Source organism: Vibrio sinus (genome assembly GCF_023634645.1).
Classification (GTDB): Bacteria; Pseudomonadota; Gammaproteobacteria; order Enterobacterales; family Vibrionaceae; genus Vibrio; species Vibrio sinus.
On sequence record NZ_JAMKMR010000011.1, the window covers coordinates 46,169 to 66,957 of the forward strand.

The window sequence follows — 20,789 nt, forward strand, 5'->3', positions numbered from 1 at the left end:
TTATTGAGCTTTTTGCCACCTTCAAGCATACTGGCGGCAATCATTTAAAAGTGTAACGGAGCATTTTATGTCTGAGGAAACTATCTTTAGTAAAATTATTCGCAAAGAGATCCCTGCCGATATCGTGTATGAAGACGAACTGGTGACGGCATTTAGAGACATTAGCCCAAGAGCACCAACTCATATTTTAATAATTCCTAACAAACTTATTCCGACGGTTAACGATGTGACGCTTGAAGATGAAGCAGCAATGGGCAGAATGTTTACTGTTGCAAGGAAACTTGCAGAGCAAGAAGGTGTCTCAGAAGACGGCTATCGCCTATTAGTGAATTGTAATGCCCATGGCGGTCAAGAAGTCTACCACATTCATATGCACTTAGTTGGTGGTAGAGCTTTAGGGCCAATGTTATCTAACTAACGAATTGGATGGTTTGTTTTGTAATCAAACAGGCAATATCACGACAAAGGTCAACACGTCTTAAAATGGGCGTGTTGACCGTTTGCATTATCCCCAAGTAGGCTAAAATTTAGGTTTATGGGGCAAATTAAGATCTTCAGAAAAGAACGGAAAGCTATAGTGCGAAAATCCATTCGACTCGTCGCGGCGATGTCTACAGTTATGTTGCTGACTTCCTGTGCCAATATGTCAGCTGGAAATCTTTTCAGTCATTATAGTGCTCAGAACAAAGACGTCTATCAAGCGGTAGAAGCTGGCAGATACAACAAAGCAGTTGATGCTTTACCTGATCATAACATCGCAGGCCCTATTTTAGATAACATGGAAAGAGGGCGTGTGTATTATCTAGATAAAAAGTACCCGCAAAGTATGTCCAGTTTGAAGGCGAGCGATCAGGCCGTTAAGAAATTGCAAAACCAGCCAGTCATATCCATATCCGACACGGCCACGGATATTGGTTCGTTAGCGGCAAATGACAATTTAAACCAATATCAGCCAGCGGACTACGAGCTTGGCTTTTTACATTTATATCTTGGACTAAACTATCTCAATAAGAATGACTTATCTGGCGCATTGGTTGAGATGAGGCAAGCTAACCAAGTCCAAATGAAAGCTAGGCAAGATAGGGCGAGTGAACTTCGTTCGGCGCAGAAGCAAATGCAAAGCGAGGGGATTTCACCCAATTTAGGAAGTGTGCTAGCGAATTACCCTAATGCAGGGAAAGTGTTGGGCGAAGTACAAAATGCATACTTGTTCTATTTGTCGGCTTTGCTGTATGAAACTTCGGGTGACTTGAATGATGCCTACGTGGATTACCGTCGTGCTTTGGCGGTGATGCCAAATAACCAACAGGTGATTAACGGCACGATTCGAGTTGCTAACATGGCAGGCATGAACCAAGATTTACAGTTGCTTATCAAGCGCTATGGCGAGCCCAAGCAAATGCAAAAAGATCAGGCTCGAGTCATTGTTATTGAGGAAGAAGGGGAAGTTGAAGCAAGGCAAGAGTGGAAACTGTCTGTGCCTTTGGCCAGCAGTTCTGGAGGCGCTATTTACTCCTTGTCTTTGCCATACTACCCGAAAGATACGCCGGAGCGTTTCGCACCACTGAACTTAAATGGTCAATCGCTTCCTGCTGACAAGTTAGCTGATGTAAACGCTATGGCTAAAAATGATTTGTCAGAGCGACTGCCCACCATCATCATTCGTCAAATTTTACGCATATACGCGAAAGATCAAATTCGACGTGAAGCAGCGGCCAAGGGAGGGGACATCAGTAATTTGCTTCTAAACTTATGGAATACATTTACCGAACAAGCAGACACTCGCAGCTGGCAAACGTTGCCAAGGAATGTGTACACCGCGAGTCGCTTTGTGGAAGCGGGTGAGCAAAGTATTAATGCTGGCGGGCATAAATATACGTTCAATGTGCAAGCGGGCCATACGGTGTTAGTTTGGATATCACGCCAAGGTGGTAGCGCGGTTATTTGGCATAAACAACTAGGAAGATTGGAATGAAAAAGTGGCTTACTTTTATCGTGGTTGCTCTGTTGGTAACTGGGTGTGCGCAAAACACAGCCGGGTTACAAATTGATGGGCAGACTCATAAGGTCTTATTTGGAGATAAGGTGCTTGGATCTAGGCTAATCGTTAATGATATTTCAACGACACAAGTGGATGGACGTGCTCGTGGCGTTGTGAGACTAACCAGTAACTATAAGGCCAACCTTCACATCTTGTATCGATTCTCTTGGTATAACGACCAAGGATTAGAAGTTAACACCAATGCTGGACCATGGCGTCAAGCTATCGTTTATGGCGACGAAACGGTCTCTCTGTCTGAAGTGACTCTGAACCCGAATGGGACTCAGTTCCGACTTCAAATACGAGAAGCGAATGATTAATGGGCGTTTATATCGTAAAATGATGCGTCTTAATATTATGATTAATAAATTAGAAAACTGAGGAACCACCAATATGAAAAAAAGTGCTATTGCATTAATTGGCTTGGCTGTTCTTCTTGGTGGCTGTACCAATAAAGTCACTTATGAAGATCCGAATGCTGTAGATACAACGTCTGTGGACTTTAACTCAACCGATTTACAAAAAATCGCCAATAACATGGTCGATAGCATGTTGATGTCGCCATCCATCGCTGCGATTACTAAGAACAATCGTCCAATTGTGTTTGTTGACGGCATTAAGAACAAAACCAGCCAACATATTGATACGGAATCCATTACTGATTCAATCAGTACAAAAATGCTGAACTCAGGTAAATTCCGCTTTGTCGATATGAGCCGTGTTAACGACGTTCGTAAGCAGTTGAACTTCCAAAATCACGATGAGTTGGTGGACCAAAATACAGCGATCAAATTCGGTAACATGGTCGGTGCTCAGTACATGCTGTATGGTAACTTGTCTAGCATCGTTCAAAGTAATGGCGATGACAAAGACGTGTACTACAAAATGACCATGCGTTTGATGGATCTTAAAACGGGTCTAATCGAATGGGCCGATGAGACCCAAATACGCAAACAGGAAAGTCGAGCTCTGATTGGTTTCTAACCACTGATGCTCAATAGGAGTGATTTATGGCGAGAATGCCTTGGCGAGACGCTTGTCGTCTAGACAATTCTTTGGCTTCTCTGGATCACTTCTTTCAAATCCCTCCAGATTACGCTCAGACGTTACCTGGAGGGTTAACCAACCATTGTTGGAAAATCGCCCTTGTGAGTGGCGAACAATACGTTTGGCGACCTGATAGCCAAATGCTAAAAGCCTTTTCCATATCTCGATATCAAGAACATCGCATTTTATCTTCCCTTGCTGACTCTAATCTTGCCCCAAAGCCTTTTTTGGTTAATGCGGCGGGTTTACTGGTGGAATGGATAGAGGGAGAGAATGCACAAGAAGACTTCAGCAATGACGCGCTACTCACCCTTTATGCTCAAGTTCATAGCTTAGAAACATCTAATATAGCGATAGCGCCTTTTAATTATACCGCCAGAGTAGATCATTATTGGATTCAAATTAAACCAGAGCTTAAGTCAACAACACTTGAGACACTATATCAGCAATGGCGAGCATCTCCTGCGATTCCAGAAGTCGATCTCTCTCTATGTCATTTTGACCTTGGCCACTACAATATTGTCCAAACTCCTGATGGCGACAAAATCATAGATTGGGAATACGCTTCATTGTCTGACCCTAGGCTGGATTTAGCGTTAGCGCTTAACCTAACCTCACAGCCGACGATGGACTCTGTGTATCAATATTGCCAACTCAGGGGAGTGGAAGGTGTTGATGATTGGGTGGAAGGGGTACTGCAATGGCAACCTCGAGGACAATTGATGGCTCTGTTATGGTATCTACTTGCTTATCAACTTAAAGGCGAACAACAATACCTTGATAGTGCTGGGGAGCTAGAGCAATTGTTGGTAGCTGAGTAAATAGGTCATTAATTTTGTGTGAGAAGTTTGCCTCCTTCACGCAATAGCCTTACTTTTTGTGGTAGATTTGCGTGAGCTGTCAATCATGGAGGCGTTATGATTATCTATTTGCATGGGTTTGACTCTTCGAGCCCTGGAAATCACGAAAAAATTCTACAGTTTCAATTTATCGACAAAGACGTCAGGTTTATTAACTACAGCACGTTACACCCCAAACATGACATGCAACATCTACTTAAAGAAGTCCATAAACTGGTAGCGCAGCCTGATAGTGAACCCGTGATTATTTGTGGAGTGGGGTTAGGGGGTTATTGGTCTGAGCGGATCGGTTTTTTGTGTGGTATTAAGCAGGTTATATTTAACCCAAGTTTACACCCTGAAGTGACTATGCAAGGTAAGATTGACCGACCTGAAGAGTACGACGATATTGCAACAAAATGTGTCAGTCAGTTTAGAAAGAAAAATGAAAGCAATTGCATGGTCTTTCTCTCGGTTAACGATGAAGTGCTAGACAGTCAACAAACGGCATCTGAGCTTGAACCCTATTACAACGTGGTTTGGGATGATGCTGAGTCACACAAATTTAAAAAGATATCTCAACATTTACAGCAAATTAAGGCGTTTATGGACGCTTAACTCACGTTGTTATCTCTATTCTACCTAATATCCCAGTTGTTTGGCTCGTCTGTGAACGATGAGCCAACCCCGTTTTTCTCTATCCTCCATCCAAATGTAAATCCCTCTTCTTGAACAAATTTTGAGTTGCACCTGCTAAAGAGTTATATAATGATATGAGTTAAAACGTTGATTGATATCAATGAAAAGTAAGAGTAAGCACTAACTTACCTAAACTATTTTTTCGTCCAGTAGCATTCGTGTAACTCATATGGTGGAAAGGAAACAGAACCTAGAGTAAGCCCAGTACGTAGAATTTTTCGATACGATATGTTTAGGATGGTAAATCCTAGCAAGATTTTGAAATGACGATTAGTCTTAAATGAACAAGTCGTATCGGTCATTTTTATCATTCTTAGAGGATTTATATTTTGACACGAATTGTCGTTGTTGGTGGTGGAGCTGGAGGACTTGAGCTAGCTACCAAATTAGGCCGTACACTCGGCCGAAAAAAGCGCGCGAAAATTACACTCGTCGATCGTAAAGCCAGTCATTTGTGGAAGCCACTCCTTCACGAAGTGGCGACGGGATCGCTCGATGAAGGGGTCGATGCACTAAGTTATCGCGCTCATGCAAAAAACCATTATTTTGATTTTCAAATTGGTAGCCTGTGTGATCTAGACAGGGAACGAAAGACCATCACGCTCGGCGAAATGAGAGATGAGCACGATGAGTTACTAATGCCCAGCCGAGAAATCGAATATGATTTATTGGTGTTGGCGATTGGCTCAAAATCCAATGACTTTAATACCCCGGGTGTCAAAGAGCACTGCATTTTCTTAGACAGTCCAGAACAAGCCAGTCGCTTTCGAACTGAGATGAATAACGAATTCTTGCGACTGCATGCAAAACACGGAGAAGGCATCGTAGACATCGCTATTGTGGGAGGTGGGGCAACGGGTGTTGAGTTGTCAGCGGAGCTTCACAATGCCATTAAACAGTTACATAACTACGGCTTTGAAGACCTCGACTCGAGTAAGCTAAATATCAACTTGATTGAAGCAAGCGAACGGATTTTGCAAGCACTCCCTCCAAGACTTTCCTGCTCGGCGCATAAGGAGCTAGCCAAATTGGGCGTCAAAGTTCGTACCTCCACCATGATCACGCGAGCAGAAAAAGATGGCCTGATGACTAAGGATGGGGAAAAAATTCCGGCACAAATCATGGTGTGGGCGGCTGGCATCAAAGCGCCTGACTACATGAAAGAGATTTCTGGCTTGGAGACGAACCGAATCAATCAGCTTGTGGTCACTGATACATTACAAACCACTCGCGATGAAGATATCTTTGTCATCGGTGATCTTGCGCAATGTACCCAGCCCGATGGCTCTATCGTGCCGCCGAGAGCACAAGCGGCGCATCAAATGGCGAGCCGTGCTTTCAGTAATATTGTGGCTAAAATAAATGGGCGAGAGCTCAAGCCATATATCTACAAAGATAAAGGTTCGCTTATCTCACTAAGCCGTTTCTCGACAGTGGGAAGCTTGATGGGTAATCTAACAAAAGGCTCGATGATGGTAGAGGGGCGTGTAGCACGCGTGGTGTATATTTCCCTGTATCGAATGCACCAAATGGCGCTACATGGCGTGTTCAAAACAGCGCTAATCATGTTAATGGGCCGAATTAATCGCCTGTTAAGACCTAATTTGAAGTTGCACTAACTTTATAAAGAAGCCCCTTTATAAAAATAAGGGGCTTTTTCGTAGCCTGTTTTATGTGAGGATGTTAGCTGCCTTTTTGACCCTACGCCTAGGAGCGGAGTAGAGAGATTTGTCGGAAGATAAAAAGTTTGAGCCGTTTCTAACGTAGTTTTGGATAAAAATGAGCTAGAAAGTGCCTTTCATTTGCTGAACCTCAAATTAGAAAATCTAAGGCAACTGGAGCACGATCTAGTATTAAATTCCCAATAAAAATCTCGGCAAGGTACTATCTGAAGATATTCAACGCTAGCGAAAGACGATTTTCACTTTAAATCACACTGCGCCTTAACTCGAATAATGTTAGTCCAGTGTAGGAATCCATGTTTAGTGACATATTCCACATTGACCATAGACGCCCCCGTTGGGCATCGTTCCATTATCTGAGTATAAGCCTTGTCCACATAATTTGTATCAAATGCAAACCCCATTACTACGTCTTGGGATGTTTCAACCTCGACCATTTTGGGGCTTTTCAAGTGGATGTTTGGGTCACTGTTCACCTGAGATAGGTGAACGCTGCTGCTACAAGCAGTCAGGAAGAGCGCAATGAATAGAAGAATAAGATTTCTCATAATGAAGCCTTATTACAATAACCAGTTGCGATTATTTCACGCTTAAAGAAAAGCACATAACCGGTAGTCTGATGTTTGGTCAGAACGCCTTCGATGTTTCCTTTTGGACACTGTTTTTTGAGGTTGGCTACCGCTTCATTAACAATATCGTTATTGAAGTTTATACCAATAAAGTTCCAATCGGATGCAGAAGCAGCTATCTGTTGGCCCCGTTGTGCTGGAACAGACGTAAGTGATACCGTGTTGAGCTGAACACACCCTGTTAAGATTATGCCTACAGTCGCAAGTAGAAGTATTCTATTTAACATGTCATTCGTTCCTATTTAATACAGTATCCGTCAACTCGAACAATTTCACCGCTGATGGTTCCGTAATCGCTTGATTCACGAACAGATGTGAGACCGGTAATCTTCTGACCCGGGCATTGAGCTTTGACGAGTTGCATTATTTTATCTGCAAAGTGGCTATTCCAAACGGCATTACCTGTCGTAGGACCTAGATTCATCAGAGCAAAAATCTCACCAAAATCCTGCATGTTCTCCGAAGCCGCTTCACTGGTTGCAACACTTGAGCCGATTCGTGCTGTTGTCGAAACATCCAAGCCAAATTCATTCACCTTGACGCTAAAAGGGGCTAACTCACCCTGCGTTTGGTCTATTTCACCCAATTGCACATGGTAAAGTTGAGAACATGAGCAAAGAAAAACCGAGCTTATAACGGACAAAGCAAGTGTTTTTAATTTCATTGAACATTTCCTAATTAATCGTATTGACTAGTACAATATTAGTAGGGATTTGACACTTTGCACTCCTTTGCAAAGTCTAGTGCCGGCCAGATTCTCCTTCTCGGTCATTGCTTAAGAAGTAAAGCGACTTATTCGAAATAATTGCATAGCCCTATGATGCTGTATTTCCGATTTACATTAAAAACGAACGTTAATAAGATGATGTGTATTTGGAGCTTTCGTATACCAATAACACGCCTCTACCGGCCAAGCACCATGACACCGATGGCTACATTTCATGGTGTGGCTCAATCTCCAAAAGTGTGTCACCAAGCTATCGACTAGGTTGGTGTTTACCCGGTCGATATCTTGAACAATATCGCCACAATTTCGCTGCTGGTTGTTATGGCGTCAATGTTATTCTCCAACTGGCCATTTCAGATTTCATCGACTCCGGTCGTTATGGAAAGCTGATTAAATCCAGACGATCTCGCTTGCTAGAATTACGGCATGAATATCTGGCCTATTTGTCTCTTCACTTACCCCAAAATGCGAAGATGAGCGACCCACAAGGACGATATGTATTGTGGATACAGATCCCAGGTTTAGATACTCAAGCATTCACAACAAAATGCAGTGATATCGCTGTATTCGAAACAGAAAATATTCAAGATTACTACTTCCTAATTGAAGAGCTGAGAGACAGCAAAATCTTTTCTGAGCCTTACTTTGAAATAGTAGATATATTCCCCGCAATTGAAAATGGATTTGTAGAGTTTGAAGCTAGATTGGCTAGTGTTTGATAAAAGTGCCATACGAATTGTCTTTATAGATGTGTTTGGTTACAAATAGCTTACAATCCATAATACCCGCTTAACTTTATCAAGGTATCAAAATGACCTACGCTGAGTTCAACGCGTTTTGCGAAAGCCTGCCAGCGACCACGTACGTGGTGCAATGGGGTGGTGCTCATGTATGGAAAGTCGGAGGAAAAGTCTTTGCTATAGGCGGTTGGGGAGAAGAGGACAAACCCGCTTTTACTTTTAAAACCTCAGAGCAAAACTACTATTTCTTGGAAAGCAAACCTGGATATAAGCCTGCTCCCTATTTGGCGGCGAGAGGCATGAAATGGATACAGTACTATGAAGCGAGTGATTTAGAAAATGAAGAACTTGAATACTATCTAACTGAGTCACATAGGATTGTTTCGTTGGGGCTCACGAAGAAAAAGCAGAAAGAATTAGGACTTAATCAAGGCTGAATGTAAAGCTGCTGACGCTGAACTCAAAGTGGGCGGGAATAATCCGGAAACTAACACGTATCTCCGGGAATAATTGAAAACACCATGCCTGCTTTTGGGACGCCTTGATAGACGTAGCGATTTTTCGCCAGTACTTCAAATTGGGCATTGCACGCGATGGCCAATTTCTGACTGGGTAGGTTATCTGGGTCACAGACAATTTCAATACGAGTGACACCGAGCTTGCCGAAACAAAACTCAATCACAGCACTGAGAGACTCTTTGCCAAGGCCCTGATGTTGATACCTATCGGCTATCCAGTAGCCCAGACTCACCATGTTGAATGTATGGTAAAGTTCATTGACTGACACCATGCCCAGTAGCGCATTATCACTTTTTCTGTAAACGCCAAATCCATAAGACTGCGCTCTTACCCAGTTCAATCGAGTATTTAGTAAAAACTCATCTGCTTCATCGGTACTAAAATTTGCTGAACACCAATCTACCCACTGATGGAGAGACGGAGATTGGCGTATGCAGTCGCACAAAGTCTGTGAGTCGTTGGAATCCACGAGCTTTAATACTAGGCGAGGCGTAATTATTTGAAAATCTAAAACCATGTGTTTAACACCGTTGAATTGATAGCATACCCAGGAGGCTGTTGCCATTATATCGGTGAGCCCCTAGCTTGTATTTGTTCCATCTTTGGGGTGTGATCTGGGTATGCATGGTATAGAAAAAGCCCTCGCTTCGGACGAGGGCTTTCGCTTCTATCAACACTGTATTGGGCGATTATTTGACTTTACGTACCTGAATGATCATACCCATCAATGGGTTGTCCAAATAATAAGTATTTGAACTTCTCATTCTTCGTTTTTGTTTCATTTGGTAAGTCTTCAGTATGGTTTCCACTTTAACTGGCGGTTTCACTTGCTCTAGATGACCAACCTGCACCTCAGGTGAGTTTTGGCCTTGGTCGAGCTCTGAGTTGAGACCAATTTGAGGATCGCTAATGATGGTTGTCTTGGTGCTTGGTTCACGTAAATCTAACGTGGTGTCTGCATATAAATAATGCTCTACATAGATTTGCAACTTACCATCTAGTTCGTAAAGGGGTTTTGGCACTGAATGCTCAGTGACACCGTTTAGCACCTGTTGTCCAACCACTTTTTGCTTTTCTGTGCCGTCTGGATCGAACTGAGAAGAGTAGTCTTTACCAGCTTGGATTTTAAAGACGGGTGCAGACCATCTGCCTTGATCACCCTGCCTCCATGCTACGTGCATAAGCACTTGAAAACCTGCATGGTTTTGTAAAGCTTTAACCTGCTTGTCGAGTTTATAAGCGGAAGGTGGCAACATGGTCACGCCTTTCTTGGCAAGATAAGCGGCATTGTAAAAGCTACCTACACCTTTCATGTCGATAGGTGGTAGGTTGTTCGGCCAAGATTCGTTGACGCTTTGTGGATTGACTTCGCGCTTAAATATTATCACTTCTATGTCGAATTGCCTCTTTGCCGCGAATGCAGGCGCAGAAACAACAATCAGCAGTAGTAGTGGGAGCAGTTTTTTCATTATGACTCCGTCGTCAGATAAAAATAGAGTTGCCAAACAAACATACAGTATTATGTTGTTGCAGGTATTAGGTTTTTTCGGAACTCAGCCAACATATCGGTGACGAACTGAGTTCGTTTTCGTCTATCAGCCAATGGTACAGCAAACTTAAGTTTAGTTGGCCCTTCCATCGCGAATTTTTGTGGTTGAGATTGCAAGAGTGTAACCAAATAGCTCGGGTTTATGTCAGCATTTGGATAGAACTCAATGTAGCCACCTTTTTCATGTGCCTCAATTTTCTTCACTTTAAGTGAGCCTGCGTTAATTTTCAGCTCCGACATAGATAACAGGTTCTTCGCGGCATCAGGGAGTAATCCAAATCTATCGATCAGTTCGACTTTTATTTCTGACAGCTCTTCTTGGTTTTGTACGCTAGCGATTTGCTTATACATGGATAAGCGCGTGTTAATGTCTGGAATATAACTATCAGGTAGCAGGGCAGGGATGCGCATTTCGATTTCGGTTTGCTCTCGAAGCAGTTCATCAAGTGACAGCTCTTTACCGTTTTTCAGCGCGTCTACTGCTTGTTCCAGCATTTCCATATACAAAGTGAAGCCCACCGAGTGAATTTGGCCACTTTGCTCTTCACCAAGCAATTCTCCAGCCCCACGAATTTCTAGGTCGTGCGTGGCTAAAGTAAAACCTGCCCCCAAATCTTCCAATGAAGCAATGGCATCAAGGCGTTTGATGGCATCTTTAGTCATCGCTTTAGGGTGAGGGGTCAATAGGTAGGCGTATGCCTGATGGTGAGAGCGGCCAACGCGCCCACGTAGTTGGTGTAGTTGGGCCAAGCCAAGATTATCAGCTCGGTTCATTATGATGGTGTTGGCTGTTGGAACGTCGATCCCGGTTTCAATAATTGTGGTACACACTAAAAGGTTGAAACGCTGGTGATAGAAATCGTTCATGATGCGCTCAAGCTCTCTTTCGCGCATTTGCCCGTGTGCAACGGTCACCCTCGCTTCGGGGATCAATTTTTCTAAATCTTGTGCGACTTTCTCTATTGTCTCTACTTGGTTGTGCAAAAAGTAAACTTGTCCACCACGCATAATTTCGCGCAACGCTGCTTCGCGAATGACAGCTTCATCGTGTTGTCGCACGAATGTTTTGATGGATAAACGTCTCGCAGGTGGTGTGGCGATGATAGACAAATCTCGCATGCCACTCATGGCCATATTTAGCGTTCTTGGTATTGGAGTCGCGGTTAATGTCAGGATGTCGACATCAGCGCGCATGGCTTTGACTTTTTCTTTTTGTCGAACACCAAATCGGTGTTCTTCATCAACAATAAGCAAGCCAAGATCGTTAAATTGTATGTCACTAGACAGCAATTTATGTGTGCCAACGACAATATCCACTTTTCCTTCAGCAACATCGGCCAAGATTTGTTTTTGTTCTTTTGCGGATTTAAAGCGAGACAGTACTTCAACTCGAATAGGCAAGTTCGCGAATCGATCTCTGAAATTTTCAAAATGCTGTTGGGCAAGCAAGGTGGTGGGTACAAGTACGGCAACTTGCTTACCATTGTCTGTGCTAACAAAAGCGGCACGCATCGCTACCTCTGTCTTGCCGAAGCCGACATCACCACAGACTAAGCGATCCATTGCTTTGGGCTGACACATGTCCGACAACACGGCATTGATGGCATTGGCTTGATCGTCGGTTTCTTCGAATGGGAAGCCAGACTTAAACGTCGCGTATTGGCCTCGGTCCAGCGCAAATTTGTAACCTGGCTTGAGCTCCCTTTTTGCATAAACGTCCAAAAGCTCGGCTGCAACATCTCGCACCTTCTCCGCCGCTTTCTTCTTCGCTTTAGCCCAACTTTCGCTACCCAGCTTATTTATCGGGGCCTTGTCTTCTGCGCCAGCCGAGTATCTACTTATTAAGTTAAGCGACGCGACAGGGACATACAATTTGGCTTCATTTTGATACTCAAGCATAACGTATTCGGTCGTCAACCCACCGGCTTCCAGAGTCTCTAAGCCCAAATAACGACCGATACCATGGTCGATGTGGACGACGGGTTGCCCGGGCTTCAGTTCTGCTAGGTTGCGTATGACCGTATCGCTGTTCACTACCTTGCGGTTTTTACGTCGATGCTGGATAACGCGGTCACCGAGCAAGTCACTTTCACAGATGAAGGCAACTTGGGAATTGGCAAATATAAAGCCACGTTCACAAGCACCGATCACCAGTGAGAATTTATTCTCGCCAGTTGCGGCTGCTTGGAAGCTGTCGGCCTGCTCAGGTCTAAGTTTGACACCTTGTAATAACTCGATTAACGCTTCGCGCCGACCTTCAGATTCAACGGAAAAAATGATCTTGCCAGAGAAGGACTCGCTAAATTGGCGCAGCAGGTGCAGCGGTTCACTATGTTGGTGCTGCACGGACAATTCTGGCAGTGGATGAATATCTCCATTCACCCGACCAGCTTTACTGGCGATAGAGTCACGCGATAAAGTCACTTGAGCAAAACGTTTTAGCTGGGCAAATAACTCATCTTTTTTAAGCCACAGTTCCTCTGGTGGAAGAAGAGGGCGTAAAGGATCGACTTTTCTCTGATCGTATCTAAATTCAACGTCTTCGAGGAAGGTATCAATGGGCTGCTCAATGTCACCGACAACAATGATCTGACAATTGTCATCAATATAATCAAACAGGGTTTCGGTTTGTTCAAAAAATAGTGGCTGCCAATACTCGATACCTGCTGGCCAAGTACCTTTAGATACCTGTGAATACACAGATTCCGCTTCACGTCTGGCCTCAAAGCGCATTCGCCAGCGCGTTCTAAATTCTTCTATAGCACTTTTAGAGGTTGGAAATTCGTGAGCAGGTAGCAACTGAATGCTGTTGATTTCTTCAATTGAACGTTGGTTCTCTGGATCGAATGTTCTAATGGTATCGATTTCGTCATCGAAAAAATCAATTCGATACGGAAGTTGGCTACCCATAGGGTAGAGGTCAAGAATCGAGCCTCTACAGGCGTATTCTCCTGGCCCGAAGACTTGGTCAACATGGCGATAGCCAGAGCTTTCTAGCTTTAACCTCAGTTTGTCTAGTGAAAGCAGATCGCCCGCTTTTACCATCAAGGTATGCTGCAGCATAAAACTGCGAGGGGCTTGCCGTTGCAGCAGCGTGCTGATTGGAACTATGGTTATGCCAGTGTTCAAGCTAGGGAGCTGGTAAAGCCGAGCAATTCGATCTGAGATGATTTCTTGGTGAGGAGAAAAGCTGTCGTATGGCAAGGTTTCCCAATCGGGAAACAGGGTAACGTCTTCATCGGCAAACTGCTCAATTTCACTGGCAAGTTTTAATGCAGTTTGAGGATCTGGCACTGCGAGTAATGTATGAGCTGGATGGCTTTTGGACAGTTCTGCAATGGCTAGTGCTAGGCTAGAGCCTAGTAAATTACCGACATGTTTTTTGTCTCCAGCTCCGGATGGCGTAGCTAGAGATAGCAATGAAGATGTAGTCATGATTTAACGTTAACTTATTCTCGGTTTAGCGTGCGCTCGCGCAATAGTTTTTGTTGTTGGTGAAGGGCGGCTTTAATCAGTAGGTCTCGGTCTTGTTCACGAAGCAATACATATTCCATCGAAACGGCGTAACCCTCATCATTCTCGGCACATTCCACCACTTTGGTGTAGCAGTATATCGCAGCTGCGGGATGTTCCAAGAAGAGTTTTACTCTCGCATGAGCCCCAAGAGTCAGTGCTGAAGGTGATTGGTAAAGAAATTGGCTGGCACCGAACGAAATCGTACGCTGGCGATATTGCTGCTCATCTTGTTGCGACAGCATGTAGGTAAGAATCAAATTGAGTTTTGAGTTTTGGTGATCGAGTAACTCAATCACGTGGCTTAAATCTCCGTGTTTTAGCTCCAGCATGGCTTTGTCATTGAGTTGGTCAAGTTGACTGAACTGACTGGCTATGATGAATGAATGGGGTATTTCACTTTCAAAGTCACTGGTTGTGGGAAGAGTATAATCGCTACTCAAAGGTTCAATATTGACCACCATTGAGTGGTTTACACTAAAATACTCTTGTCCTGCCATTACTGTCATCCTTATTCTATTATCCTTATGATTATATACCCAAGCGACTGACTCCACCCACAAACTTTCGCAGATATCGGTCATCAGAAATGAATATTTTGTTATCTAGAGGTGGCCCTTTGATAGATTATTTCGGCAAAAGCGAGAAATTAACGCTTTTCTAGCAAATAAAAGCTACACCCTTGCGTCGTTAATCGTTACAGTATCTCGATTCAAATATGATTGGTTTTATCTATGTTTCCATCCATCTCGGCATTTATCGGCTGGCGCTACTTGAGAGGGCGTTCAGGAGATAGGTTTAGCCGTTTTGTTTCTTATATCTCCACGGCGGGGATCACCATTGGTGTGATGTCCTTGGTGACCGTGTTATCTGTGATGAATGGGTTTGAAGCCCAGTTAAAGAGCCGTATTTTAGGGGTACTGCCTCAAGCGGTGATATCGCAATCTAATGGCGAGACACCGCTACAGTCATCGCCACCTCCATTTATCTCCAAGTTGTCTGATGCTTATCCACCTCAGCCGATTGTTCGAGGCGAAGCCATTATTCAAAGTCCATCAGAACTTACGGTAGGAATGATGGTTGGAGTTGAACCAAAAGATAACGATCCGATAGACAAATATATTATGGTGGGCAGAATCAATACACTGACACCTGGCTCCTATCGAGTGTTTATTGGCCAGACATTGGCGCGCAATTTGAACGTTTCTGTGGGGGACAAACTGCGTTTGATGGTAACCAGTGCTAGTCAATTTACCCCATTTGGAATTATTCCTCGTCAGCGCATGTTCACCGTGGCTGGGATATACAATACCGGCTCAGATGTAGACGGCCAGCTTATTCTTACCAATATACAAGACGCGGCGCGTCTGATGAGAATGAAGCCGGACACCATTTCGGGCTGGCGTTTGTTTTTCAATGATCCTTTTATCGTGAGCGAACTCGCCAAACAGCCAATGCCAAAAGGTTGGAGTTGGAGCGATTGGCGCGCTCAGAGAGGCCAGCTTTTCCAAGCCGTTGGCATGGAGAAAAGCATGATGGGTCTGATGCTTGGGCTGATTGTCGCCGTTGCCGCATTTAATATTGTCTCCGCACTGATTATGGTGGTGATGGAGAAGCAATCTGAGGTCGCGATTTTAAAAACGCAAGGTATGACCAACCGGCAAGTACTGGGTATTTTCATGATTCAAGGGGCAAGCAGCGGCACGATAGGCTCATTAGTCGGTGGCGGGCTTGGTGTGCTGTTGGCACTGAACTTAAATCAAATTTTGCAAAGTATGGGAGTGTCCTTGTTCGCACTTGGCGGTCAGCTGCCCGTTGTTATTAACCCCTTGCAGATCTTTGCCGTCATCGTGTTAGCCGTTGTACTGAGCTTTTTAGCCACTTTATTTCCTGCTTATCGCGCATCTTCAGTTAAACCAGCCGAGGCCTTGAGATATGAATAGCCTTCTAGAATGTCAAAATATTTATAAAACCTACCAAGAAGGTTCAGTATCAACCCAAGTATTAAAAGGTGTCAGCTTTAATTTGAATAAAGGGGATTTTGCCTCGTTAATTGGCACCTCTGGTTCAGGAAAGAGTACGCTGCTGCATATTTTGGGCGCATTGGATGATCCTTGTGAAGGTAAAGTGCTTTTCTTGGACAACGATTTAGCCAAACTCAATAGTGATAAGCAGGCTAAGCTACGCAACAAGCATCTTGGTTTTGTCTATCAGTTCCATCATCTGCTTACCGATTTTAGTGCGGAAGAAAACGTCGCCATGCCACTGCTAATCGGTGGTACTGGGATGTCTGCTGCGAAAAAAGAGGCTAGAGCACTTTTGGGAAAAGTTGGTTTGAGTCATCGCCTTACACATCGGCCATCTGAGCTTTCGGGTGGTGAAAGACAACGTGTCGCTATGGCTAGGGCATTGGTGAATAAGCCCGACCTCGTGTTAGCTGATGAGCCGACAGGTAACTTGGACCACAAAACAGCGCTGGCTATTTACGATTTGATGCGTGAGCTGAATCAGGAGTTCAATACCGCGTTTCTCGTTGTGACTCACGATGGTGAATTGGCTGGAAGAATGGATAGGCAACTGCATATGCAAGATGGCCTGTTGATTGGTGAGAGGGGCGAGTAAATGTTTACATCGCTATCACTTCTTATCGGCACTCGGTTTAGCCGTGCAAGGCAGCGCAACAAACTGGTGTCTTTTATATCCTTGTCTTCCACTATCGGTATCGCTGTCGGCGTTGCTGTCATCATCATCGGTTTGTCTGCGATGAATGGCTTTCAAAAAGAGCTCGATAATCGCGTGCTTGCTGTGATTCCTCATGGTGAGTTTGCCGGTGTTCGTGGGCCAATTAAAGATTGGCAGCCCGTTGTGAAACAGGTGATGAAAAGTCCGCTGATAAAAGGCGCAGCTCCGTATGTTGGCTTTACCGCACTGGCAGAAAAAGACTTGAAGCTTAAAGCCATTGCTGTAAGAGGTATTGATCCGGCTAAAGAATCTGCGGTATCTGACATGTCCAAATACATCGAGGCATCAGCGTGGAAAAATTTTAAGCCAGGTGAGCACCAAATTATTTTGGGCCATGGTGTAGCGCAAGAGCTAAAGGTAAAAGTGGGTCAGTACATCACCTTGATGATACCGAAAAACAACGAGACCACCCGAGTGGAATCGCCTAAGCGAGTCAGGCTTAAAGTCGTGGGGCTATTAACATTGGAAGGGCAGATTGACCATACGCTCGCGTTATTACCACTACAAGATGCGCAAAAATACACGGACATTGGCAACGCGGTTACAGGGGTGGCAGTGAAAGTATCCAATGTGCTTGATGCAACTCAGATCGTGCGCGAAGTGGGCAGTCACCTTGATGTTTATGTGTATCTTAAGAGCTGGCAGCAAAAGTACGGCTTCTTGTATCGAGATATTCAACTCGTGCGAACCATTATGTATTTAGTCATGGTGCTTGTTATTGGGGTTGCGTGTTTTAACATCGTTTCGACACTGATTATGGCAGTAAAAGATCGTGCTTCAGAAATTGCGATACTTAGAACCATGGGAGCGACAGATAAATTGATACGACGCATTTTTGTCTGGCAAGGTGTATTTTCTGGCGTGTTCGGCAGTGTCGTAGGAAGTATATTTGGTGTGATTGTTGCGCTTAACCTCACGACGCTAGTCGATGGATTGCAAGACTTGATAGGGCATAAGTTTTTATCTGGCGATATTTACTTTGTTAACTTTCTGCCTTCCCAAGTCGATTTTTCCAATGTATTGGTTGTTTCCGCGACCGCCATTGTGTTGAGTTTTATTGCCACTTGGTATCCAGCGTCAAGAGCGAGCAAGCTCAATCCAGCTTCTGTGTTGAGCTCAAAGTAACCACATCTTAGTCGATAAAAAAGGGCCAATCGGCCCTTTTTTCATACTTCAAATATTATTACCGCATCGAGTCTTGAGTGATGACGCGAAAATCAAGATTTGTAGCCTTCCATGCGTTAGATATCGAGGTAACCTCATTCTGAATAGAATTAACGCAGTTGACGCTTCTTCCAGCTACGAACCACAGAATATCGCCACAACCCTTTAATTCCAAAGTAGCCGATGATGGCTGCAACGGCCCCACAAATAATACAACCTAGAACAAACGGAGGGCCAATGGTATGCATCTGTTGCATGATGAAATCCCATGAAAGTTCAAAGTGAAAGGGCTGCGGAGGCGTATGTAATACGAAAGCACCGACTTTATAAGCAAAGTAAAACATCACAGGCATGGTGATAGGGTTACTAACCCAAACAAGGGCGACTGACAGTGGTAGGTTAACGCCAAATACAATGGCGAGCCCAGCAGACATGATCATTTGGCTTGGCAGAGGCACATACGCCATAAATAACCCAACAGCAAATGCCCCAGCGGCAGAGCGTCGATTTAGACACCATAGGTTGGGGTTATAGAGAACGTTGCCAAATACTTTTAATGCCTTCTGACGTTTGATGACTTCATGATCAGGAATCAGGCGTTTAATGAACTTTCTTGGCATAGGGACACATGGCTCTCTTTTGTAAATCTTGGACGTTATTGTTCTTTGTTCTCACGATACTAAGTGCTCCGTTTTGGCCTAGCTTACCGAGCCTGGAATGGAGTGCTCCTTTGGTTGCGCTACTTATTCTTTGTACTAAGTATAGGAGGTTAAACTGGTTACTTGGCGTTGTACTTGCTTTATTAGTTATCTTACTCAAAGGAAACCAAATGTACGCGCAGTCACATGCCATTTTTCAGCAAGGATCGCATGTTACCATATCTGCGCAAGTAGGCGGCTATTTTAAAAAAATTAATCATGGATATGAGGGGACAGTTCGCCTTATATCGATCAACGGCAAGCGCTTAAATTTCTTTCTCCAAAGTGACATCCGTCTAATCAGCCCAACACGGATAAACATCGGAGAAGACATTACTGCAAAGGTTAAACTCAAGCACGTTTACGGCTGGCGGAATGAAGCCGGGTTTGATAGGGAAAATTATTATTTTAGCCAAGGTTGGTTGGCACGAGCCACTGTCGTTGGTGACATGTCGGTTGACGATAGAGATTCCACCTCCAGCGCTGCAATAAAGCGATGGTTGTACAACAAGATTGAAGAAGACATTGCAACGCTTCCACACGCTGGGTTAATTAAGGCGCTTTTGTTTGGCGTTCGCGATGATATTGCCAAGCCGATTTGGATCAATCTACGCAACAGTGGCTTAAGCCATTTATTGGCGATCTCGGGCCTACACATCGGTATTGCCTATTTCATTGGTTTTGCGTGTGGTGGAGTGTTCTCGCGGCTGACTAGAATGCTCATTTGGACACCGATAATTTTGGGCGTTCTATTTGCAACGGGCTATGCTTGGTTGGCCGGGTTTACACTTTCTACACAACGAGCACTGGTGATGTGCTTGTTCAATGCATTGCTTGTGTTGTTGCGGCTGCATATGGGGGCTTTTCATCGTTGGCTCGCAACCTTAGTCGTCGTGTTAATTCTCTATCCATTTTCCGTCTTATCAGCGAGCTTTTGGTTATCTTTCACAGCTGTCGCGATCCTTTTCTATGTTTTACAGCTGACCGAAAATGACTCCGTAGTATTGAGAGCGGTTAAAATTCAGATCTCGCTCATTATATTTATGGGACCAATCAGTGCCATGTTGTTTCAAGGAAATAGCTTGGTCAGTCTTGTATACAATTTAGTGTTTGTTCCTTGGGTCAGTCTAGTGGTCGTGCCCGCGATATTCTTTTCTGCGGTAATGTCGGCGCTCAGTAGTCCATATCATTCTATGTTATGGCAGCTGTGTGACTGGTTACTTCAGCCAGTGACTTATGCGGCAAGGTATTCCGGATTTGGTTGGTTTCACTTGTCACAACAGCAGGGAACGTTAATTTTATGTGCGGCATTCTTTCTTCTTAGCTACTACTTATTTTCGCGTAAGTTTCTTCCTTTGTTGATGATATTGCTTTTGTCCAACCTCGGCTTCGTATCTTCGCTCAAAGCTCCCCCCGATTGGAAAGTGGATGTGTTAGATGTGGGGCATGGGCTAGCAATTCTCATTGAGCAAAAAGGCCAAACGGTGCTTTATGATACTGGCGCTGCATGGCCAAACGGTAGCGTGGCAGAAAGTGTGATTGTGCCCATTTTGGAACAGCGAGGCGTTTCGACTCTTGATGGTTTGATTCTTAGCCATCAAGATTCTGATCATGCTGGTGGCAAAGAAACCATCATTAACGAACTCAAACCTCGTTGGGTGCGTTCAAGCGCAATAGGTAAGGGGATGCTCCCTTGTGATAGTCAACATTCTTGGCGTTGGGAAGAGCTCAACTTTGACGTGTTATGGCCACCGACTACAGTCTCTCGAGCCTATAATCCACATTCCTGCGTGATACGTATTAGCGACAAAGAAAATAGCAATAGTGTGTTGCTGACGGGAGACATCGAAACCGTTGTTGAGTGGTTACTTAGTCAGACGGGAGGTGATGCATTGGCCAGCGATATACTTATTGTTCCACATCATGGCAGTGACTCTTCCTCTACGAGTCAATTTGTTGCTTTGGTCAAGCCTAGTGTGGCCATTGCGTCCCTTGCCAAAGGGAATAGGTGGAAATTGCCCAATTCCAGTGTGGTTGGTCGATATCAAGATCTTGGCGCTACCTGGTTAGATACTGGCGAAAATGGGCAGATATCTATCGAAATTATCAATAATATTTTCAAAATATCGACATATAGGCACAGACAAAACGTGACTTGGTATAGGCAGATGCTGCGTAACGGAGTAGAATAGCCGCAATT

At 44.3% G+C, this 20,789-nt stretch carries 20 protein-coding genes and 1 pseudogene; 13 read left to right on the top strand and 8 right to left on the bottom strand.

What is annotated here, in order from left to right; translation table 11 throughout:
* The first annotated feature begins 67 nt into the window (after positions 1-67).
* The 7 genes from hinT (at position 68) to M9194_RS12740 (ending at position 6,245) form a co-directional block, all read left to right on the top strand.
* Positions 68-418 carry a purine nucleoside phosphoramidase gene (gene hinT / locus M9194_RS12710; protein ID WP_250613039.1) on the top strand — a complete coding sequence of 117 codons (351 nt, stop codon included), beginning with the start codon at positions 68-70 and terminating at the stop codon, positions 416-418.
* Between the two features lie 159 nt (positions 419-577).
* Positions 578-1,975, top strand: coding sequence for a COG3014 family protein (locus tag M9194_RS12715; RefSeq protein WP_250613041.1), 1,398 nt, complete (start codon positions 578-580; stop codon positions 1,973-1,975).
* Positions 1,972-2,361 carry a YcfL family putative periplasmic lipoprotein gene (locus tag M9194_RS12720; RefSeq protein WP_250613043.1) on the top strand — a complete coding sequence of 130 codons (390 nt, stop codon included), beginning with the start codon at positions 1,972-1,974 and terminating at the stop codon, positions 2,359-2,361. The genes M9194_RS12715 and M9194_RS12720 overlap by 4 nt, the downstream gene beginning before the upstream one ends.
* 73 nt (positions 2,362-2,434) lie before the next feature.
* Positions 2,435-3,025, top strand: a complete 591-nt coding sequence (lpoB, locus tag M9194_RS12725; RefSeq protein WP_250613045.1) for a penicillin-binding protein activator LpoB — start codon at positions 2,435-2,437, stop codon at positions 3,023-3,025.
* A 26-nt stretch (positions 3,026-3,051) separates the two neighbouring features.
* The gene (locus tag M9194_RS12730; protein WP_250613047.1) at positions 3,052-3,909 is read left to right on the top strand and encodes a phosphotransferase; all 858 of its coding nucleotides are present in this window, start codon (positions 3,052-3,054) and stop codon (positions 3,907-3,909) included.
* Positions 3,910-4,005: 96 nt separating this feature from the next.
* Complete coding sequence (gene ycfP, locus M9194_RS12735) at positions 4,006-4,545, top strand: alpha/beta hydrolase YcfP (RefSeq protein ID WP_250613048.1); 540 nt, start codon at positions 4,006-4,008, stop codon at positions 4,543-4,545.
* A 410-nt stretch (positions 4,546-4,955) separates the two neighbouring features.
* Positions 4,956-6,245: an NAD(P)/FAD-dependent oxidoreductase gene (locus M9194_RS12740; RefSeq protein WP_250613049.1), complete on the top strand. Its 1,290-nt coding sequence runs from the start codon at positions 4,956-4,958 to the stop codon at positions 6,243-6,245.
* A 302-nt stretch (positions 6,246-6,547) separates the two neighbouring features.
* Here M9194_RS12740 and M9194_RS12745 read toward each other — a convergent pair whose 3' ends face one another.
* From M9194_RS12745 to M9194_RS12755, 3 genes are read right to left on the bottom strand one after another with little or no spacing between them, the layout of a single operon-like run.
* Positions 6,548-6,856, bottom strand: a complete 309-nt coding sequence (locus M9194_RS12745) for a hypothetical protein (RefSeq protein ID WP_250613050.1) — start codon at positions 6,854-6,856, stop codon at positions 6,548-6,550.
* Positions 6,853-7,164, bottom strand: coding sequence for a hypothetical protein (locus M9194_RS12750; protein ID WP_250613051.1), 312 nt, complete (start codon positions 7,162-7,164; stop codon positions 6,853-6,855). The genes M9194_RS12745 and M9194_RS12750 overlap by 4 nt, the downstream gene beginning before the upstream one ends.
* An 11-nt stretch (positions 7,165-7,175) precedes the next feature.
* Complete coding sequence (locus M9194_RS12755) at positions 7,176-7,601, bottom strand: hypothetical protein (protein WP_250613052.1); 426 nt, start codon at positions 7,599-7,601, stop codon at positions 7,176-7,178.
* 197 nt (positions 7,602-7,798) lie between these two features.
* Here M9194_RS12755 and M9194_RS12760 point away from each other — a divergent pair.
* Together M9194_RS12760 and M9194_RS12770 are read left to right on the top strand one after the other, a co-directional pair.
* Positions 7,799-8,383, top strand: a pseudogene (locus M9194_RS12760) (darcynin family protein); the annotation flags it as partial.
* Between the two features lie 92 nt (positions 8,384-8,475).
* Positions 8,476-8,841 carry an MmcQ/YjbR family DNA-binding protein gene (locus M9194_RS12770; protein WP_250613053.1) on the top strand — a complete coding sequence of 122 codons (366 nt, stop codon included), beginning with the start codon at positions 8,476-8,478 and terminating at the stop codon, positions 8,839-8,841.
* 50 nt (positions 8,842-8,891) lie between these two features.
* On the opposite strand, the gene M9194_RS12775 is transcribed toward M9194_RS12770, so the two are convergent.
* From M9194_RS12775 to M9194_RS12790, 4 genes are all read right to left on the bottom strand, one after another.
* A complete protein-coding gene (locus M9194_RS12775) occupies positions 8,892-9,440 on the bottom strand; it encodes a GNAT family N-acetyltransferase (protein WP_250613155.1) in 549 nt (182 codons plus the stop codon).
* Positions 9,441-9,612: 172 nt separating this feature from the next.
* Positions 9,613-10,392, bottom strand: a complete 780-nt coding sequence (locus M9194_RS12780; RefSeq protein ID WP_250613054.1) for a peptidoglycan binding protein CsiV — start codon at positions 10,390-10,392, stop codon at positions 9,613-9,615.
* A gap of 50 nt (positions 10,393-10,442) precedes the next feature.
* A complete protein-coding gene (gene mfd, locus M9194_RS12785) occupies positions 10,443-13,907 on the bottom strand; it encodes a transcription-repair coupling factor (RefSeq protein ID WP_250613055.1) in 3,465 nt (1,154 codons plus the stop codon).
* Positions 13,908-13,921: 14 nt separating this feature from the next.
* On the bottom strand, positions 13,922-14,485 hold the full coding sequence (locus tag M9194_RS12790; RefSeq protein ID WP_250613056.1) for a PilZ domain-containing protein: 564 nt from the start codon (positions 14,483-14,485) through the stop codon (positions 13,922-13,924).
* 234 nt (positions 14,486-14,719) lie between these two features.
* On the opposite strand from M9194_RS12790, the gene lolC reads away from it, so the two are divergent.
* The 3 genes from lolC to lolE are packed head-to-tail and all read left to right on the top strand — an operon-like array spanning position 14,720 to position 17,852.
* The gene (gene lolC, locus M9194_RS12795) at positions 14,720-15,928 is read left to right on the top strand and encodes a lipoprotein-releasing ABC transporter permease subunit LolC (RefSeq protein WP_250613057.1); all 1,209 of its coding nucleotides are present in this window, start codon (positions 14,720-14,722) and stop codon (positions 15,926-15,928) included.
* Positions 15,921-16,607: a lipoprotein-releasing ABC transporter ATP-binding protein LolD gene (lolD, locus tag M9194_RS12800; RefSeq protein ID WP_250613058.1), complete on the top strand. Its 687-nt coding sequence runs from the start codon at positions 15,921-15,923 to the stop codon at positions 16,605-16,607. The genes lolC and lolD overlap by 8 nt, the downstream gene beginning before the upstream one ends.
* Entirely contained in the window at positions 16,608-17,852 is a 1,245-nt protein-coding gene (gene lolE, locus M9194_RS12805) for a lipoprotein-releasing ABC transporter permease subunit LolE (RefSeq protein ID WP_250613059.1), read from the top strand.
* Positions 17,853-18,001: 149 nt separating this feature from the next.
* Here the strand turns inward: lolE and M9194_RS12810 are convergent, their stop codons facing one another.
* The gene (locus M9194_RS12810; protein WP_250613060.1) at positions 18,002-18,511 is read right to left on the bottom strand and encodes a DUF2062 domain-containing protein; all 510 of its coding nucleotides are present in this window, start codon (positions 18,509-18,511) and stop codon (positions 18,002-18,004) included.
* Between the two features lie 8 nt (positions 18,512-18,519).
* Here M9194_RS12810 and M9194_RS12815 point away from each other — a divergent pair, with 8 nt between their 5' ends.
* Positions 18,520-20,781 carry a DNA internalization-related competence protein ComEC/Rec2 gene (locus M9194_RS12815; RefSeq protein WP_250613061.1) on the top strand — a complete coding sequence of 754 codons (2,262 nt, stop codon included), beginning with the start codon at positions 18,520-18,522 and terminating at the stop codon, positions 20,779-20,781.
* Positions 20,782-20,789 lie beyond the last annotated feature (8 nt).

Bases quoted from the DNA above. Each gene is read 5' to 3' on its own strand.
- hinT (WP_250613039.1), top strand. From the start codon at position 68: ATGTCTGAGGAAACTATCTTTAGTAAAATTATTCGCAAAGAGATCCCT.
- M9194_RS12720 (WP_250613043.1), top strand. From the start codon at position 1,972: ATGAAAAAGTGGCTTACTTTTATCGTGGTTGCTCTGTTGGTAACTGGG.
- lpoB (WP_250613045.1), top strand. From the start codon at position 2,435: ATGAAAAAAAGTGCTATTGCATTAATTGGCTTGGCTGTTCTTCTTGGT.
- M9194_RS12730 (WP_250613047.1), top strand. From the start codon at position 3,052: ATGGCGAGAATGCCTTGGCGAGACGCTTGTCGTCTAGACAATTCTTTG.
- ycfP (WP_250613048.1), top strand. From the start codon at position 4,006: ATGATTATCTATTTGCATGGGTTTGACTCTTCGAGCCCTGGAAATCAC.
- M9194_RS12745 (WP_250613050.1), bottom strand. From the start codon at position 6,856: ATGAGAAATCTTATTCTTCTATTCATTGCGCTCTTCCTGACTGCTTGT.
- M9194_RS12750 (WP_250613051.1), bottom strand. From the start codon at position 7,164: ATGTTAAATAGAATACTTCTACTTGCGACTGTAGGCATAATCTTAACA.
- M9194_RS12755 (WP_250613052.1), bottom strand. From the start codon at position 7,601: ATGAAATTAAAAACACTTGCTTTGTCCGTTATAAGCTCGGTTTTTCTT.
- M9194_RS12770 (WP_250613053.1), top strand. From the start codon at position 8,476: ATGACCTACGCTGAGTTCAACGCGTTTTGCGAAAGCCTGCCAGCGACC.
- M9194_RS12775 (WP_250613155.1), bottom strand. From the start codon at position 9,440: ATGGTTTTAGATTTTCAAATAATTACGCCTCGCCTAGTATTAAAGCTC.
- M9194_RS12780 (WP_250613054.1), bottom strand. From the start codon at position 10,392: ATGAAAAAACTGCTCCCACTACTACTGCTGATTGTTGTTTCTGCGCCT.
- mfd (WP_250613055.1), bottom strand. From the start codon at position 13,907: ATGACTACATCTTCATTGCTATCTCTAGCTACGCCATCCGGAGCTGGA.
- M9194_RS12790 (WP_250613056.1), bottom strand. From the start codon at position 14,485: ATGGCAGGACAAGAGTATTTTAGTGTAAACCACTCAATGGTGGTCAAT.
- lolC (WP_250613057.1), top strand. From the start codon at position 14,720: ATGTTTCCATCCATCTCGGCATTTATCGGCTGGCGCTACTTGAGAGGG.
- lolD (WP_250613058.1), top strand. From the start codon at position 15,921: ATGAATAGCCTTCTAGAATGTCAAAATATTTATAAAACCTACCAAGAA.
- lolE (WP_250613059.1), top strand. From the start codon at position 16,608: ATGTTTACATCGCTATCACTTCTTATCGGCACTCGGTTTAGCCGTGCA.
- M9194_RS12810 (WP_250613060.1), bottom strand. From the start codon at position 18,511: ATGCCAAGAAAGTTCATTAAACGCCTGATTCCTGATCATGAAGTCATC.
- M9194_RS12815 (WP_250613061.1), top strand. From the start codon at position 18,520: ATGGCTCTCTTTTGTAAATCTTGGACGTTATTGTTCTTTGTTCTCACG.